Source organism: Paraburkholderia youngii (assembly GCF_013366925.1).
In the GTDB taxonomy this organism is placed as follows: Bacteria; Pseudomonadota; Gammaproteobacteria; order Burkholderiales; family Burkholderiaceae; genus Paraburkholderia; species Paraburkholderia youngii.
In genome coordinates this window covers 5,235,805-5,249,473 of sequence record NZ_JAALDK010000001.1, presented here as the reverse complement: position 1 = coordinate 5,249,473, position 13,669 = coordinate 5,235,805, and the positions used below count along the sequence as shown (strand labels likewise).

The window sequence follows — 13,669 nt, the reverse complement described above, 5'->3', positions numbered from 1 at the left end:
CGAAATGACTTCGACAAGTCGTCGGAAAACGTTGCCATTCCTTATTTGAAGAGAGAACCAAGATGAGCTTCGAGGGAGTACATACACCGCTGGTTACGCCGTTCAAGGCGGACGGCGAAATCAATTACGAATTGCTCGGCAAGCATGCGGCCAAGCTGGCGGGGCGTGTCGCGGGTCTGGGAGTCGGCGGGACCACGGGCGAATACTACGCGCTCAGTTTCGACGAGCGTGTCCGGACGTTCAACACCGTAGCCGAAGCAGCAGGCGGCAAAACGTATCTGACGGCCGGCATCAACGCGACTACGACGAATGAAGTCATTCGCCTCGGGCAGGAAGCGAAGCGCGCAGGTCTGCCTGCATTGCTGCTTGCCGCGCCGTACTACGCCCAGCCGACGCAGGAAGAACTGCTGACCCACATGCTGAAGGTGGACGATAGTCTCGACATGCCGATCATGCTTTATAACTTCCCGGCCCGCACGGGAACGGATATTGGCGATGCCGTGCTGGAAAAGCTGCTCGAACGCCCGAACTTCGTCGCGATGAAGGAGAGCACCGGCGATATTTCGCATTTGCATCACCTTGCCACGCACTTCCGCGACCGGCTGGTGCTGAGCTGCGGCATGGACGACCAGGCGCTCGAGTTCTTCGTTTGGGGCGTAAAGAGCTGGGTCGGAGGCGCGTCCAACTTCCTGCCGGAAGCTCACACCGCGCTGTTCGACGCGTGCGTAAAGCGCAATGACTTCGAATCCGGCCGCAAGCTGATGGCCCAACTGCTGCCTGTGCTCGAACTGCTGGAACGCAGCGGGAAGTTTATTCAATACGTTCGATACGGATGTGAGCTGGCAGGTACGCCTGTTGGTGTCGCCCGGGCGCCGCTCGGCACGTTATCGGAAGACGAGCGCAGCGCGTTCTCCAGGCTGGTTCAACCCCTGTTGCGCGACGCGCAGTAACGTTCATGGCCTCGAACCTGGAATTCGCGCGCTTCCCGGCTCCGGATGGGGTGAACGGGTGGTGGGAAAGTCTGCCGCCGCCTCGCCCCGCCGATACCGTCTCGTCTGAACGGCGATTCGACTGGGTGATTATCGGCGGTGGAATCACGGGGCTATGCGCTGCCCGGCGGCTGGCTGAATTGGCGCCCGCCGCCTCGATAGCACTCGTCGAGGCCGACCGTATTGGGCGCACCACAGCCGGACGCAATTCCGGGTTCTTCGTCGATTTGCCGCATGACATCAGCAGCGAAAGCTATTCGCGAAGCGTTGAGGCGGACAAGGCGGATATTCGACTGCAACGCCACGGTATCGACTACGTACGGTCGGTGGTGAAGCAACACGGCATCGACTGCGACTGGCGAGATGACGGCAAATTCCATGCTTCGGTGAACAGGAAGGGTCACGCGGCACTGACTCACTTCGCCGACGGACTCGCTCGCATCGAGGAAGACTTTGAATGGCTGGATGAAGCCGCCATCGCGAAGGTGACTGGCACCGGGTTTTACCACGGAGCGCTCTTCACGCCAGGATGCAGCACGGTCCAGCCGGCAGCCCTGATGCGTGGCCTTGCCGCGACTCTGCCGGCAAATGTGAAGGTTTTCGAGCTCAGCGCGGTGAAGGGAATCGAGGACCAGGGGGCGAACAAAGTCTTGAGCTTTGCCGCAGGGAAAATCGTGGCGAAGCGCGTGATTCGTTGCACCAATGCCTACGCGGCGACATTCGGCGGGCATCCGAACGGTCTGTTGCCCGTATACACGTTTGCGTCGATGACCCGTGTGATGACGCCGGACGAAGTGCGGCAACTGGGCGGCACGCGCTCATGGGCACTGATTCCGGCCGACCCGATGGGTTCGACTGTACGGCGTCTGATTACCGACCGCATCTGCGTTCGCAATCATTTCGCGTTCCGGCCCGGCCTCGAGTTGTCGGAAGCTGATCTCGCGAAGGCGAAGAACCTGCATCAACGCTCGTTCGAGCGGCGCTTTCCGATGCTGAAGGACGTTGAGCTCGAGTACACCTGGGGCGGCCCGCTGTGTCTGTCGGTCAACAACGGGGCACTTTTTGGGTGCCGTGGCGATGGTGTTTTCGAAGCCGTCGGGTGCAATGGTCTGGGTCTGAGCAGGGGCTCCGCGTCAGGGAAGCTGATCGCCGAATACGCACTCGGTCACGACAACGACCTCGTTCACCAGCTATTGAATCAACCGCATCCGCGCTCGCTGCCGGTTCGTCCCATTGCCGACGTCGCTGTCACCGCGGCTATCTGGATGAAGGAATTTTCGGCGGGAGCCGAGCTTTAAATCTGTGAGGACAGGACATGACGACCTATCAGGAATGGAAGCAAAGGGCAGAGAACTTGTCGCTGGACGGACGAGCGTTTATCGGCGGGCAACGATGTCCGGCGGCATCGAACGAGACATTCCAGACCCTGAATCCATCGACGGGAAAAGTACTGGCCGGGATTGCGAAGTGCGAATCGAAAGATATCGACCGGGCAGTCGTCGCGGCGAGGGATGCGTTCGAGTCCGGAGTGTGGTCAAAGGCAGCACCCGCAGAGCGAAAAGCAGTGCTTCTGCGTCTCGCGCAACTGATTGAGGAAAACGCCGAAGAGCTGGCGCTTCTGGAGGCGCTCGAGGCCGGCAAGCCAATCGGCGAGTGCATGGGACTGGACATTCCGGAGTCGGCGGCATGCATCCGCTGGCACGCGGAAGTCACCGACAAGCGATACGACGCGCTGTCGCCGTCGGGCGCGAGCGTCGTGAGCATGATTACCCGTGAACCGATTGGTGTCGTGGGCGCAGTGTTGCCGTGGAATTTCCCGGCGCTGATGCTCGCGTGGAAAATTGGTCCGGCGCTTTCGGTCGGCAACAGCGTCATCGTGAAACCCGCGGAGCAGACGTCTCTATCCACGTTGCGCATCGCGGACCTGGCGTTGCAAGCCGGCGTGCCCGCGGGTGTGTTTAGCGTCGTTACCGGCTTCGGCGAAAGCGCAGGCGAGGCATTGGGCCGACATGCCGACGTCGACCTCGTTGCGTTTACCGGCTCGACGGAAACGGGAAAGCGATTCCTTCACTATTCCGCCGACACCAACCTTAAGCGGGTCGTGCTGGAATGCGGTGGCAAGAACCCGCAAGTGGTGCTTCCCGACGTCGCGAATCTCGATGCTGTTGCTGAGCAGGCGGTGGCCGCCGCGTTCTGGAACATGGGCGAGAACTGCAGCGCGGGCTCGCGGATTCTCGTTCCGTCTGCCACCAAGGCGCAGTTGCTCGAAAAGGTACAGGCCGTTCTCGAAGGATGGAAGACGGGCGACCCGCTCGACCCCGAGGTGAAGCTCGGCTCTCTGATTGAAGAAAAGCACTATGAAAAAGTGCTCGCGCACATCGAGAAGGCGAAGTCGGAAGGGGCGCGCCTGGTTTGTGGCGGCAAGGCCACTCGCACTGGCACGGGCGGATGGTTTGTCGAGCCGACCATCTTCGATAACGTCACGCCGGAGATGAGCATCGCACGTGAAGAGGTCTTTGGTCCTGTCGTCTGCTTTATCGAGTACGCTGATGTCGACGAAGCGGTGCGGATTGCCAACGATACGTGCTACGGACTGGCCGCATCGCTGTGGACCGACAACGTCAATCACGCGCACAAGATTGCCGCTCGTATCCGCGCGGGCACGGTGACGGTGAACTGCTTCGGCGAAGGCGACCTGTCGACGCCATTCGGCGGCTTCAAGCAATCCGGCTTCGGCGGTCGTGACAAGTCCGTTTATGCGCACGACCAGTATTGCGAGCTGAAGACCACCTGGCTGAAGCTGGATTGAATCCGTCCAGACGAAACAACCGTTCTCAGCGATGGTCGCGCAAAGCATGACACCGGGCGGCATCAATGAGCAGATGCACAGCGAACTCAGCCGTCGAGGGGCATGCGACCTGTACAAGGACGCACTTGATGGGGCGCTGAGGCGAATCCAGGGGCACGCATAGCAGGCAGCCGCGAAGCGTAATATAGACAGATGGGGCGGCTGACATTGGCTGCCTGTCCTGGTCAGCTAACCCGAAGACTCACAAACCATTTCTGCGCGAGAGCGCTTTGGCTCGGACGTGGGTTCGACGCACTGTCAGGGGCAGTGCGCGGCGTTTGCGGCGCTATCTTCCGGCCGCACGGGCGCTTCCGTTTCACAGGGTGATAGCCATGCAAAAGAAACAGGTGTTTGCCGACCGATTGCTCACTCAGATGCCGTCTTTACGGGCGCTCAAATGCTTCGTCACGGCCGCTCGATACGAAAGCTTCACACAGGCAGCCGAGGTGCTGTGTGTTACGCAGGCGGCAATCAGCAGACAAATCAAGGAACTCGAAGACTCGCTCGAAGTTGCGCTGTTCGAGCGCACGGGAAGGCACATCGCGCTCACCGACGCGGGGCGCATTCTGTACAACGCGTCCTATCTGTCCATCATGAACATCGCCGAGGCGGCACAGGCGGTACGCCGGACCGACAAACATGCGCTGACGCTGTGCGTTTCGCACACTTTCTCGGCGCTATGGCTGTCGTTCAGGCTGCCCTCGTTCCGCAAGCGCTTTCCGGACATCCGGTTGCACGTGATGGTGACGGAGCACTTCATGGAACTCGATGATCTGATGGAACCGGACATCATCATCACCAAGAATCCGCCACGCGAACCGGAATACGAAACCGAGCCGCTCTTTCATGATGTCGTGTATCCGGTCTGCAGCCAGTCGTTTTACGAGCGTCATTTTCAAGGCAGGTACGTTAAACCGCTGGACCTTCTGTCGCACGCCACGCTCAATCTTTCGTTGTTGGGGCGAGCCCAGATTTGCGAACACGTCGACTGGTCCGTGTGGCGAAACTGGTTTCAGGAAGGTGATGGTCCGGACAAACTGGTCGAGAACGAACGCCTGGAAAGCAACGATTATCGACTTTTGGTATCGCAAGCTGAAGCTGGCGAGGGCACCCTGCTTGGCTGGCATCACCTCGTTCACCGCCAGGTCGAGCAAGGGATACTGGTTCGTCCGGTACAAAACGCGCTCGAATTTCACGACCGGCATCATTACTTGATCACGCACAAGAACGCAAAACTTCGTCCGGAATACCTTCAGTTCCGCGCATGGCTCGGGGAGGAAGTGGGCGCAATGATGCGCGAATGGCGAGGTGTCGAGGCCGAAACGACGAAATAAGGCGTGCGGATCTCGGTCGCGGAACGTGCGAACGTCATTGCATGATGATCGCGGCCAACTCAGCAAGCATTAATGCAGGCAGTTCATGTTTAACGATCCAATCAGCCCCAAAGCCAGTGCCACGCGGCCACTTCGCTTTGGAATCGTGCTGCTGCCCAACTTCACGTTAACCGCATTTTCCGGGTTCGTGGATGTGCTCAGGTTGGCAAGCGATGAAAGCGACATGAGCAGACACGTTCGCTGTTCGTGGACCATCGTCGGGGAGTCGCTGGTTCCAGTCAGAGCAAGCTGCGGAATTCAGGTAACGCCGTGGACGACTTTCGATGAGGCGGGGTCCTTCGATTACGTCGTGGTCGTCGGTGGATTGTTGCACTCGGGACCGCCCGCAAGCAAAGCCACGATTCAGTTCATTCATGATGCAGCGGCAACATCAGCGACGCTGGTCGGAATCTGCACCGGGGTGTTTGCGTTGATGCGCGCCGAGGTCATGGACGGATATCGGATGTGTGTGAGCTGGTTTCACTATTGGGACTTCGTCGAGCGTTTTCCTGGCGTGGACGAGCGCAATCTCGTTGCCGACCGGCTCTTCGTCATCGACCGACGTCGCATTACGTGCTCGGGCGGGCGCGCTTCCATCGACGTTGCCGCAGCTATTTTGCTGCGACATTTTGAGGCGACGATCGTACAAAAGGCGCTGCGTATCATGCTCGTCGACGATGCACAAAAGGGAAACGCCCCCCAGCCATACCCACCGGGGCTCGAACCGGCGACGCATCCCAAAGTAAGGCGCGCAATCCTGCTGATGGAGCAGCACATCGGGCAGCCGCTTTGCATGGCTGAACTGGCGCGACGTCTCGAGATGTCGGTCCGTCAGATCGAACGTCTGTTTACAGTGCAGACTGGCAAGTCGCCCCAGGCGTATGCACGACAGATTCGGATACGAATGGCATCGTGGCTGCTTACCAGTTCGGACCGCACGGTCGCTGACATTGCTTCCTCGTGCGGCTTTTCGGACGCTTCTCACCTTGGCCGCGAGTTCAGAAAGGAGTTTGGCGAATCGCCTAACGCTTATCGCGTGGCGCGACCGCCGAGTCAAACACATGCGTTTGCCGATGCTTAGCGATTGACGAGCGTGATGGCCCGGTCGCGAGCGGCGCTGCGCATAGTGACGACAAGGGAAGGGTGGTGCGGCAAAACCAACGTGCTAGACTGCGTCGGTGGTCATTCGCAACATAAACATTGCCGATACCCAACATGAATACTTCGTTCGTGAATCCGTTGCCAGGCGTCCCCGATGTCGAATCACCGTTCTTCGACGAGCTATTCGCCCAGAAGGAGGCATCTGAAAACGTTTTACGTGTGGCCAGACAGCTGCGGGACAATGGCTTCGCGATTATCGATTTTCCAGATGCCGAGTTCGACGCTCGCGCGGAGCGAATCAAATCGAAATTTCATGGAAGGTTTGATTTCGACCACTGGCGCGACGAGCTCTGGTATAAAAATGACGGTATGAGAGTGCAGGACGCGTGGGAGAGCGACGCGGACGTGAGATCGCTGGCCTCCAATCCCCAGATTCTTCATCTTCTTTTCCAGCTCTACGGGCGCCGCGCCATCCCATTTCAGACCTTGAACTTTCCTGTCGGAACCCAGCAGGCTATCCACAACGACGCCATACACTTTTCGTGCGTTCCCGAGCGCTTCATGTGCGGCGTATGGGTCGCCCTCGAGGACGTGGACGGCACCAATGGCGCGCTCGAATACTATCCGGGCAGTCACAAGTTTCCGACCTATGTGAACGAGCATATGGGCGTCTGCTCGGCGACGCAGCACAAGCCGACGGCCCACTACGCTCAATACCTGAACCTCTGGAAGCAGTTGATCAGCAAAGCGGGAATCGCGCCGGTAACGTTCCACGCCAGGAAGGGGCAAGCACTGATTTGGGCTTCGAACCTGCTGCATGGCGGCTCGAAGCAATCCGATCCAACCCGCACCCGTTGGAGTCAGGTCACGCACTATTACTTCGAAAACTGCGTGTACTACACCCCTGTGGTATCTGACCCGGCGTTCGGTCAGACCCACTACCGACAGATCAAGGATGCCAGCACGGGTTTCGTACAGCCCAATATTTATTCTGGAGTCGAGGTCGAGCATGCCGTGATCGAACGCAGCATGCCTGATGCGTTCGAGCCTTACGCGAGGCCGAAACTTCCAGCGGACTTCGATCCCGCGGTGTACCTGCAACTCAATCCCGACGTCGCGGCAGCCAATGCAGATCCCGCGGCGCACTTCCTCGAATACGGATGTCGGGAAGGGCGTCGGTGGCGGTAGCCTGCCCGTGGCATGCTGGCAACTGATGTCGCGCGGATCGTCACGAGAAGCGCGACGCCCGGCAAGCCTCACCTCTCGTCGTTCTCACGCAGGTCCCCCGTATCCCCCCGGTTCGCACTCGCCCCCGTGGCAGGTGGACGCCCCCGCGTCGCCCGCCACAGCGGCACCCCTGCTGGGTCCCAGCCTTGGCCAGCATATGTGCACTGATCGGCGCGGTAAGAAACAGGAACGCCGGAATCAGCAACTCGTGCAGGCTCGCGAAGTTGTTATGCGCGCTGAAATACACCACCGACGCGAGCACGATGCCGCCCACACCGAGCGTGGTCGACTTGGTCGGACCGTGCAGCCGCATGAAGAAGTCAGGCAGTCGCGCGAGCCCGACCGCCCCGATCAGCGTAAACAGACTGCCGACGAGCAACAGCAAACAAACGATCGCTTCGACAAAGGTTTCCATCGGCATACCTCACGCTAGTTGAGTTCGATGATGTCGCCGCGCTGCAGGTACTTGGTGAGCGCGACGGTGCCCACGAAACCCATCACCGCGATCAGCAACGCCACCTCGAAGAGAACCGTCGAGCGCAGGCTGATGCCGTACACGACGATCAACGCGATCGCATTGATGTTCAGCGTGTCGAGCGCGACGATGCGATCGGGCAGCGACGGACCGCGCACGAGGCGCCACAGCGTGAGCAGGAACGCGATGCCGAGGATCGCGAGCGAGATCGGAATCACGATGGCTAGCATGCGAAGATCTCCATCAAAGGGGCTTCATAACGGGACTTGATCAGCGCGATGAGCGCCGCTTCGTCGTCGAGGTCGAGCACGTGCACGGTGAGGCGCGTGCGGTCGTCGCTGAGTTCGGCGCACAGCGTGCCGGGGCTCAGCGAGACCACGCTGATGAGCACCGTGAGCGCGATTTCGTGGGTGCTGTCGAGCGGCACTTCGATGAACGCCGGGCGCAGCCGGCTGGTCGGGCCGAGCACGAGCAGTGCGACCTCGACGTTGGCCACGATGATGTCGACCAACACATGCCAGGCGAGACGCACGAGCAGCCGCGGCCGGCCGAAGTGCATCGGCCGCAGCCACAAGCCTTCGGCGACGCGAAAGGAGATCACGCAGCCGAGCACGGCGCCGAGCAGCAGATTGCCCGGCGAGACGTCGTTCATCAGCAGCACCCAGCAGATGATCAGCAACACGGTGAGCCACGGGTGGGGGAAGAGCCTTTTCAGCATCGTCAGTTCCCCTGAGCGTCGGCCGCGGTCGCGGCGGCCGCCGGTGGCGAAGGTCGCGGCGCGGGCAGGATCGCGTGCACATAGGCTGCGCGATCGAATAGCTGCGCGGCGGTATCGGTGAGATAGTGCCGCACCGCGCCCGCGCCGAGCGTGATGGCCGCGACGCAGCCGAGCAGGACCGCGCAAGCGGCGAGCTTCGCATTGCTGCCGCGCGGCGCGCGCTCCTCTTCGCCCGCGGCGGCGCGCGCGGCCGGCGCGGCCCACAACAGGCGTGTGCCCGTGCGGCTCAGCGCGACGATCGACAGCAGGCTCGACAACAGTACGGCCGGCCACAGCACGCCTGCCGCGCCGGTCGGCGTCGCGGCCAGCACCATCGCCTTGCCGAGGAAACCCGACAGCGGCGGCAAGCCAGCGGCACCCACCGCGGCGATCAGATAGAGCAGCGCGGCAAGGTTCGACGGCCACGGTGCACGCGTGCGCGAGGCCGCGTCGGGCGGAGCTTCGGCTTCGGCGCGAGCCGGTTCTGCGGCTAGCGCGGCGAGCGCGCCGGCCGTTTCGACCAGCAGCGGCTGCACGCGCGCCCGCGTCGCCACCGCCTCGCCGTCGGGGTCGGGCGAGAAGACCGCCGCGGCCGCGTCGTCGAGCGCTTCGAGGGAGCCGGGCTCGATCGCATTGGTATCGGCATCGGCATCTGCGGAAACGGCTGGCTGGATGGCGTGCGCTGTCGAAGCCTGCTCGGGTTCGAGCGTGTCGGCGAGCAGGAACAGCGCGCCTGTGCAGAGCGTCGTGCTGATCAGGTAGTAGAGCAGCGCGCTCCATGCAAGCGGCGTCTGTTGCGCGATCGCCGCGATCAGCAGCCCCACCGAAACCAGCACGAGATAGCCCGTCGTGGTCTTGAGACTCGACACCGCCAGCGCACCCAGCGCGCCGAACCCGATCGTCGCGATCGCGAGCCACCATACCCACTGATGCATGAACGCATCGAGCACGCCGCCCGCTGCGCCGAATACGAGCGCGTCGCAGCGCAGCATCGCGTAGATGCCGACCTTGGTCATGATCGCGAACAGCGCGGCCACCGGGCCGATGGCGCTGCGGTAGGCCTGCGGCAACCAGAACGACATCGGAAACACGGCGGCCTTCAGGCCGAACACCAGCATCAGCGTCGCGCCCGCGAACTGCGCGAGTGGCAGCGTGTCGGGGTCGAGCCGCGCCAGACGTTCACCCATGTCGACCATGTTCAGCGTGCCCGTGACGCCGTAGAGCACGCCGATCGCGACAAGAAAGAACGACGAGCCGACCAGGTTCAGCAACAGATAGTGCAGTCCGTTGCGCAGCCGTCGCGCGCCGCCACCATGCAGCAGCAGCGCGTACGACGCGATCAGCAGCAGCTCGAAGAACACGAACAGGTTGAAGAGATCGCCCGCGAGGAAGGCACCGTTCAGACCCATCAGCTCGAACTGGAACAGCGCGCGGAAATAGCGGCCGCGCCTCGCGTCCTCGCTCGATGTGCCGAGCAGGCAGCAGACCGCGAGCACGGCGGTTAGCACCAGCATCAGCGCGCCGAGCCGGTCGAGTTCCAGCACGATGCCGAACGGTGCGGGCCATGCGCCGAGCGCGTAGCTGGCGATCTCGCCTTGCGCGGCGCGCGCCATCAGCAGGCACGCGACGGGCAGCAGCGAGATGATGGCGAGCGCGTTCAGCGCACGCTGCAGGCGCTGAACGCGCAGCGGCAGCGCGACGATCACGCCAGCGGAAAACAGCGGAATCAGGATCGGGAGCAGGAGGACGTGGTTCATTCGCCGCGCGTCTCCTCGCCATCGACGTGATCGTTGCCCGTGCTCGCGAACGAGCGCAACGCGAGCACCACGGTGAAGGCCGTCATCGCGAAGCCGATCACGATGGCCGTCAGCACGAGCGCCTGCGGCACCGGATCGACGTATTGCGCCCCCGCCGTGATGACCGCTGGTTTGCCGATCGCGAGCCGGCCCATGCCGAGCAGGAACAGGTTGATCGCATAGGAGAACAGCGTGATGCCGAGAATCACCGGCAACACGCGCGCACACAGCAGCAGGTAGATGCCGCACGCGGAAAGCACGCCGATCGCGACGGCAAAAGCGGCTTCCATCAGCTTTTCTCCACGGACTGCATGTCCTTGTCGCGCACGCCGAGGTGCGAAACGATCGTGAGCGTCGTGCCGACCACCGCGCCCATCACGCCGAGATCGAACAGCATCGCCGTGGACAGTTCGATTTCGCCGATCAGCGGCACGTGCAGATGCCCGAACGCGCTGGTCAAAAACGGCTGCCCGAACGCGAGGCTGCCGAGCCCGGTGGCCGCGGCGATCAGAATGCCGAGGCCCGCGAGCGCGCGGTAGTTCAGGTGGATGCGCGACTCCGTCCACAGCACCCCGCTCGCGACGTACTGCAGCAATAGCGCGATCGAGACGATCAGCGACGCGATGAAGCCGCCGCCTGGCAGGTTGTGGCCGCGCAGGAACACGAACACGGCGACGAGCACGGTAAGCGGCAGCATCAGTCGAGCGAGGATCGCCAGCATCAGCGGATGCGATTGCGACGACCACGGCCGGCCGTCCGGCCCCGCCTCGGGCGACTTCAGGCGCAGCCCGCGCAGCAGCGCCTTGACGGCGAGCCCTGCGACCACGAGCACACTGATTTCGACCATCGTATCGAAGCCGCGGAAATCCACGAGGATCACGTTGACGACGTTGTGGCCGCCGCTGCCGGGCAGCGCGTTGGCGAGGAAGTACGGTGCGATGCCAGCCAGCGGCGCGCTCGTCATGATCCTGTACGACACGGCGCCGAGCAATGCGCCGCCCGCGAGCGCCAGCACGCCGTTGCGCAGCCGGACCGGGATCGGCTCGACGGCGCGTTGCAGCGCGGGCAGGAAATAGACGGCCAGCACGAGCAGCAGGATCGTGACCACTTCGACGGAGATCTGCGTGAGCGCGAGATCGGGCGCGGAGAAGCGCACGAAGGCAAGCGACACGAGCAGACCGCAGGTGCTCAGCATCACGAGTGCGTAAAGCGTGCGCGCACGCACCAGCACTACGCCGACGGCGAGCAACGCCATCAGCACGAGGCCGGCAAGCGTGAACGGATCGGCTGGCAGGCGCGTGTAGTTGCCGCTCCACGTGTCGAGGGCGACGAGCGGCACGCCCGGCACGATCAGCATCGCCGCGATCAGCCATGCGAGGTAGGCCGGCAGCGAACGCGTCTCGAACACGCGCACGATCACGCCGGCGCTCTGTTCGAGACGCTGCACGAAGCGGTCGAAGATCTCGCTCGCGTTCAACTCGGTGAGCGCCGTGCGACGGTGGCGGAACGTATAGCGGCGCAGGAAAAAGAGCGTCGCGCCCGCCGCGAACGACACCACGCTCATCACGAGTGGTGTGTTGACGCCGTGCCACAGGCTCAGGCTGTAGTCGGGCAGCTTTCCGCCGAGCGTGATCCACGCGGCCGACTCGAGCAGCCTGCCGATGCTTTGCTGCGGGAACAGGCCGATCAGCAGGCACAGCGCCACCAGAATCTCGACCGGCAGCCTCATGAAGCGCGGCGCCTCGTGCGGCGGATAGTGCGGCAGGTCGCGCGGCGTCTCGCCGTCGAAGAACACGCCCCAGACGAAACGCAGCGAGTACGCCACGGACAGCGCCGCCGCCGCGATCGCGATGACCGGCACGGCGAGGTTCAGCGGCCCGAACATGCTTTGCGCGAGCGTTTCGCCGAAGAACATTTCCTTCGACAGAAAGCCGTTGAGCAGCGGCACGCCGGCCATCGACAGCGACGCCACGCTCGCGAGCAAGGCCGTATGCGGCATGTACCTGCGCAGGCCGCGCAGACGGCCCAGATCGCGCGTGCCCGTTTCGTGATCGACGATGCCCGCCGCCATGAAGAGCGACGCCTTGAACACCGCGTGGTTGACCGTGTGAAAAAGCGCGGCGACCGTCGACAGTTGAGTGTCGAGACCGAACAGCAGCACGATCAGGCCGAGATGGCTGATGGTCGAATAGGCGAGCAGGCCCTTCAGATCGCGCTGGATCAACGCCATCCCCGCGCCGCCGACGAGCGTGACGAGTCCGGCCACCGTCGCCGTGTACGCCCACAGGTGGGTGCCTTCGAAGACCGGATAGAGACGCGCGAGCAGGAACACGCCGGCCTTCACCATCGTCGCCGAATGCAGATAGGCCGACACGGGCGTGGGCGCCGACATCGCGTGCGGCAGCCAGAAGTGGAAAGGAAACTGCGCGGACTTCGTGAACGCCGCGAATAGCGTGAGCAGCAGAATCGCCGGATAGCGCGGATCGTGCTGGACCTTGGCAAGCTGGGGGAGCACGTCGTTCAGCTCATAGCTGCCGCATACGTGGCCGAGCAGCAGCACCGCCGCAAGCAGCGCGAGTCCGCCCGCGCCGGTGATGGTGAGCGCCATGCGCGCGCCGCGCCTCGCGTCGGGCCGCGATGGCCAGAAGCCGATCAGCAGGAACGACACGAGGCTCGTCAGTTCCCAGAAGATGACGAGCAGCAGCAGGTTGTTCGACAGCACGATGCCGAGCATCGCGCCCATGAAGAGTAGAAGCTGCAGGTACAGACGCGGCAACGTATCGCTGCCGGCGAGGTAGTAGCTGGCGTAAATGAAGATCAGCAGGCCGATCGCAAGTACGAGCAACGCGAACATGAACGACAGGCCGTCGAGACGCAGCGACAGCGCGAGGCCGATGTCGGGCACCCACTGATGGCGCCATTGCAGCACGTCGCGGTCGGCCATGCCCACGCGTTCGGTGAGCAGCAGAGCGCAGCCGAACAGCGCCGTCGCGAACGCGATCCAGGTGCTGAGCGCGGCGGCGCGCCGCCTCGTGAGCGCGATGAGCGCCGCGGCCATGAATGGAAGTAGGACGAGCCACGCCAATACCATTCGATGCCCTCC

General features: G+C 62.8%; 12 protein-coding genes. 6 read left to right on the top strand and 6 right to left on the bottom strand.

The window, feature by feature from the left end; genetic code table 11:
• Nucleotides 1-62: 62 nt before the first annotated feature.
• The 6 genes from G5S42_RS23940 (at nucleotide 63) to G5S42_RS23915 (ending at nucleotide 7,499) form a co-directional block, all read left to right on the top strand.
• Entirely contained in the window at nucleotides 63-950 is an 888-nt protein-coding gene (locus tag G5S42_RS23940; protein ID WP_176109040.1) for a dihydrodipicolinate synthase family protein, read from the top strand.
• A gap of 5 nt (nucleotides 951-955) precedes the next feature.
• Nucleotides 956-2,287 (top strand): NAD(P)/FAD-dependent oxidoreductase, encoded by a 1,332-nt coding sequence (locus tag G5S42_RS23935; protein WP_176109039.1) that lies wholly within the window; start codon nucleotides 956-958, stop codon nucleotides 2,285-2,287.
• Nucleotides 2,288-2,304: 17 nt separating this feature from the next.
• On the top strand, nucleotides 2,305-3,798 hold the full coding sequence (locus tag G5S42_RS23930; protein ID WP_176109038.1) for an aldehyde dehydrogenase: 1,494 nt from the start codon (nucleotides 2,305-2,307) through the stop codon (nucleotides 3,796-3,798).
• Between the two features lie 371 nt (nucleotides 3,799-4,169).
• Nucleotides 4,170-5,171 carry a LysR substrate-binding domain-containing protein gene (locus G5S42_RS23925; RefSeq protein ID WP_176110615.1) on the top strand — a complete coding sequence of 334 codons (1,002 nt, stop codon included), beginning with the start codon at nucleotides 4,170-4,172 and terminating at the stop codon, nucleotides 5,169-5,171.
• 85 nt (nucleotides 5,172-5,256) lie between these two features.
• Complete coding sequence (locus tag G5S42_RS23920; protein WP_176109037.1) at nucleotides 5,257-6,291, top strand: GlxA family transcriptional regulator; 1,035 nt, start codon at nucleotides 5,257-5,259, stop codon at nucleotides 6,289-6,291.
• 134 nt (nucleotides 6,292-6,425) lie between these two features.
• On the top strand, nucleotides 6,426-7,499 hold the full coding sequence (locus G5S42_RS23915) for a phytanoyl-CoA dioxygenase family protein (protein WP_176109036.1): 1,074 nt from the start codon (nucleotides 6,426-6,428) through the stop codon (nucleotides 7,497-7,499).
• Nucleotides 7,500-7,539: 40 nt separating this feature from the next.
• Here the strand turns inward: G5S42_RS23915 and G5S42_RS23910 are convergent, their stop codons facing one another.
• From G5S42_RS23910 to G5S42_RS23885, 6 genes are read right to left on the bottom strand one after another with little or no spacing between them, the layout of a single operon-like run.
• Complete coding sequence (locus tag G5S42_RS23910; protein WP_376776886.1) at nucleotides 7,540-7,953, bottom strand: Na+/H+ antiporter subunit G; 414 nt, start codon at nucleotides 7,951-7,953, stop codon at nucleotides 7,540-7,542.
• A 14-nt stretch (nucleotides 7,954-7,967) separates the two neighbouring features.
• Nucleotides 7,968-8,243, bottom strand: coding sequence for a K+/H+ antiporter subunit F (locus G5S42_RS23905; RefSeq protein ID WP_008922284.1), 276 nt, complete (start codon nucleotides 8,241-8,243; stop codon nucleotides 7,968-7,970).
• Entirely contained in the window at nucleotides 8,237-8,731 is a 495-nt protein-coding gene (locus tag G5S42_RS23900; RefSeq protein ID WP_176109035.1) for a Na+/H+ antiporter subunit E, read from the bottom strand. Before G5S42_RS23900 ends, G5S42_RS23905 begins: the two co-directional genes overlap by 7 nt.
• Before the next feature lie 2 nt (nucleotides 8,732-8,733).
• Entirely contained in the window at nucleotides 8,734-10,527 is a 1,794-nt protein-coding gene (locus G5S42_RS23895; protein ID WP_176109034.1) for a monovalent cation/H+ antiporter subunit D, read from the bottom strand.
• Complete coding sequence (locus tag G5S42_RS23890; RefSeq protein WP_176109033.1) at nucleotides 10,524-10,856, bottom strand: Na+/H+ antiporter subunit C; 333 nt, start codon at nucleotides 10,854-10,856, stop codon at nucleotides 10,524-10,526. The genes G5S42_RS23895 and G5S42_RS23890 overlap by 4 nt, the downstream gene beginning before the upstream one ends.
• The gene (locus tag G5S42_RS23885) at nucleotides 10,856-13,657 is read right to left on the bottom strand and encodes a monovalent cation/H+ antiporter subunit A (RefSeq protein WP_176109032.1); all 2,802 of its coding nucleotides are present in this window, start codon (nucleotides 13,655-13,657) and stop codon (nucleotides 10,856-10,858) included. The genes G5S42_RS23890 and G5S42_RS23885 overlap by 1 nt, the downstream gene beginning before the upstream one ends.
• Between the last annotated feature and the right edge of the window lie 12 nt (nucleotides 13,658-13,669).

Excerpts from the sequence above, each read along its gene's own strand:
- G5S42_RS23940 (WP_176109040.1), top strand. The coding sequence starts at position 63 with ATGAGCTTCGAGGGAGTACATACACCGCTGGTTACGCCGTTCAAGGCG.
- G5S42_RS23935 (WP_176109039.1), top strand. The coding sequence starts at position 956 with ATGGCCTCGAACCTGGAATTCGCGCGCTTCCCGGCTCCGGATGGGGTG.
- G5S42_RS23930 (WP_176109038.1), top strand. The coding sequence starts at position 2,305 with ATGACGACCTATCAGGAATGGAAGCAAAGGGCAGAGAACTTGTCGCTG.
- G5S42_RS23925 (WP_176110615.1), top strand. The coding sequence starts at position 4,170 with ATGCAAAAGAAACAGGTGTTTGCCGACCGATTGCTCACTCAGATGCCG.
- G5S42_RS23920 (WP_176109037.1), top strand. The coding sequence starts at position 5,257 with ATGTTTAACGATCCAATCAGCCCCAAAGCCAGTGCCACGCGGCCACTT.
- G5S42_RS23915 (WP_176109036.1), top strand. The coding sequence starts at position 6,426 with ATGAATACTTCGTTCGTGAATCCGTTGCCAGGCGTCCCCGATGTCGAA.
- G5S42_RS23910 (WP_376776886.1), bottom strand. The coding sequence starts at position 7,953 with ATGGAAACCTTTGTCGAAGCGATCGTTTGTTTGCTGTTGCTCGTCGGC.
- G5S42_RS23905 (WP_008922284.1), bottom strand. The coding sequence starts at position 8,243 with ATGCTAGCCATCGTGATTCCGATCTCGCTCGCGATCCTCGGCATCGCG.
- G5S42_RS23900 (WP_176109035.1), bottom strand. The coding sequence starts at position 8,731 with ATGCTGAAAAGGCTCTTCCCCCACCCGTGGCTCACCGTGTTGCTGATC.
- G5S42_RS23895 (WP_176109034.1), bottom strand. The coding sequence starts at position 10,527 with ATGAACCACGTCCTCCTGCTCCCGATCCTGATTCCGCTGTTTTCCGCT.
- G5S42_RS23890 (WP_176109033.1), bottom strand. The coding sequence starts at position 10,856 with ATGGAAGCCGCTTTTGCCGTCGCGATCGGCGTGCTTTCCGCGTGCGGC.
- G5S42_RS23885 (WP_176109032.1), bottom strand. The coding sequence starts at position 13,657 with ATGGTATTGGCGTGGCTCGTCCTACTTCCATTCATGGCCGCGGCGCTC.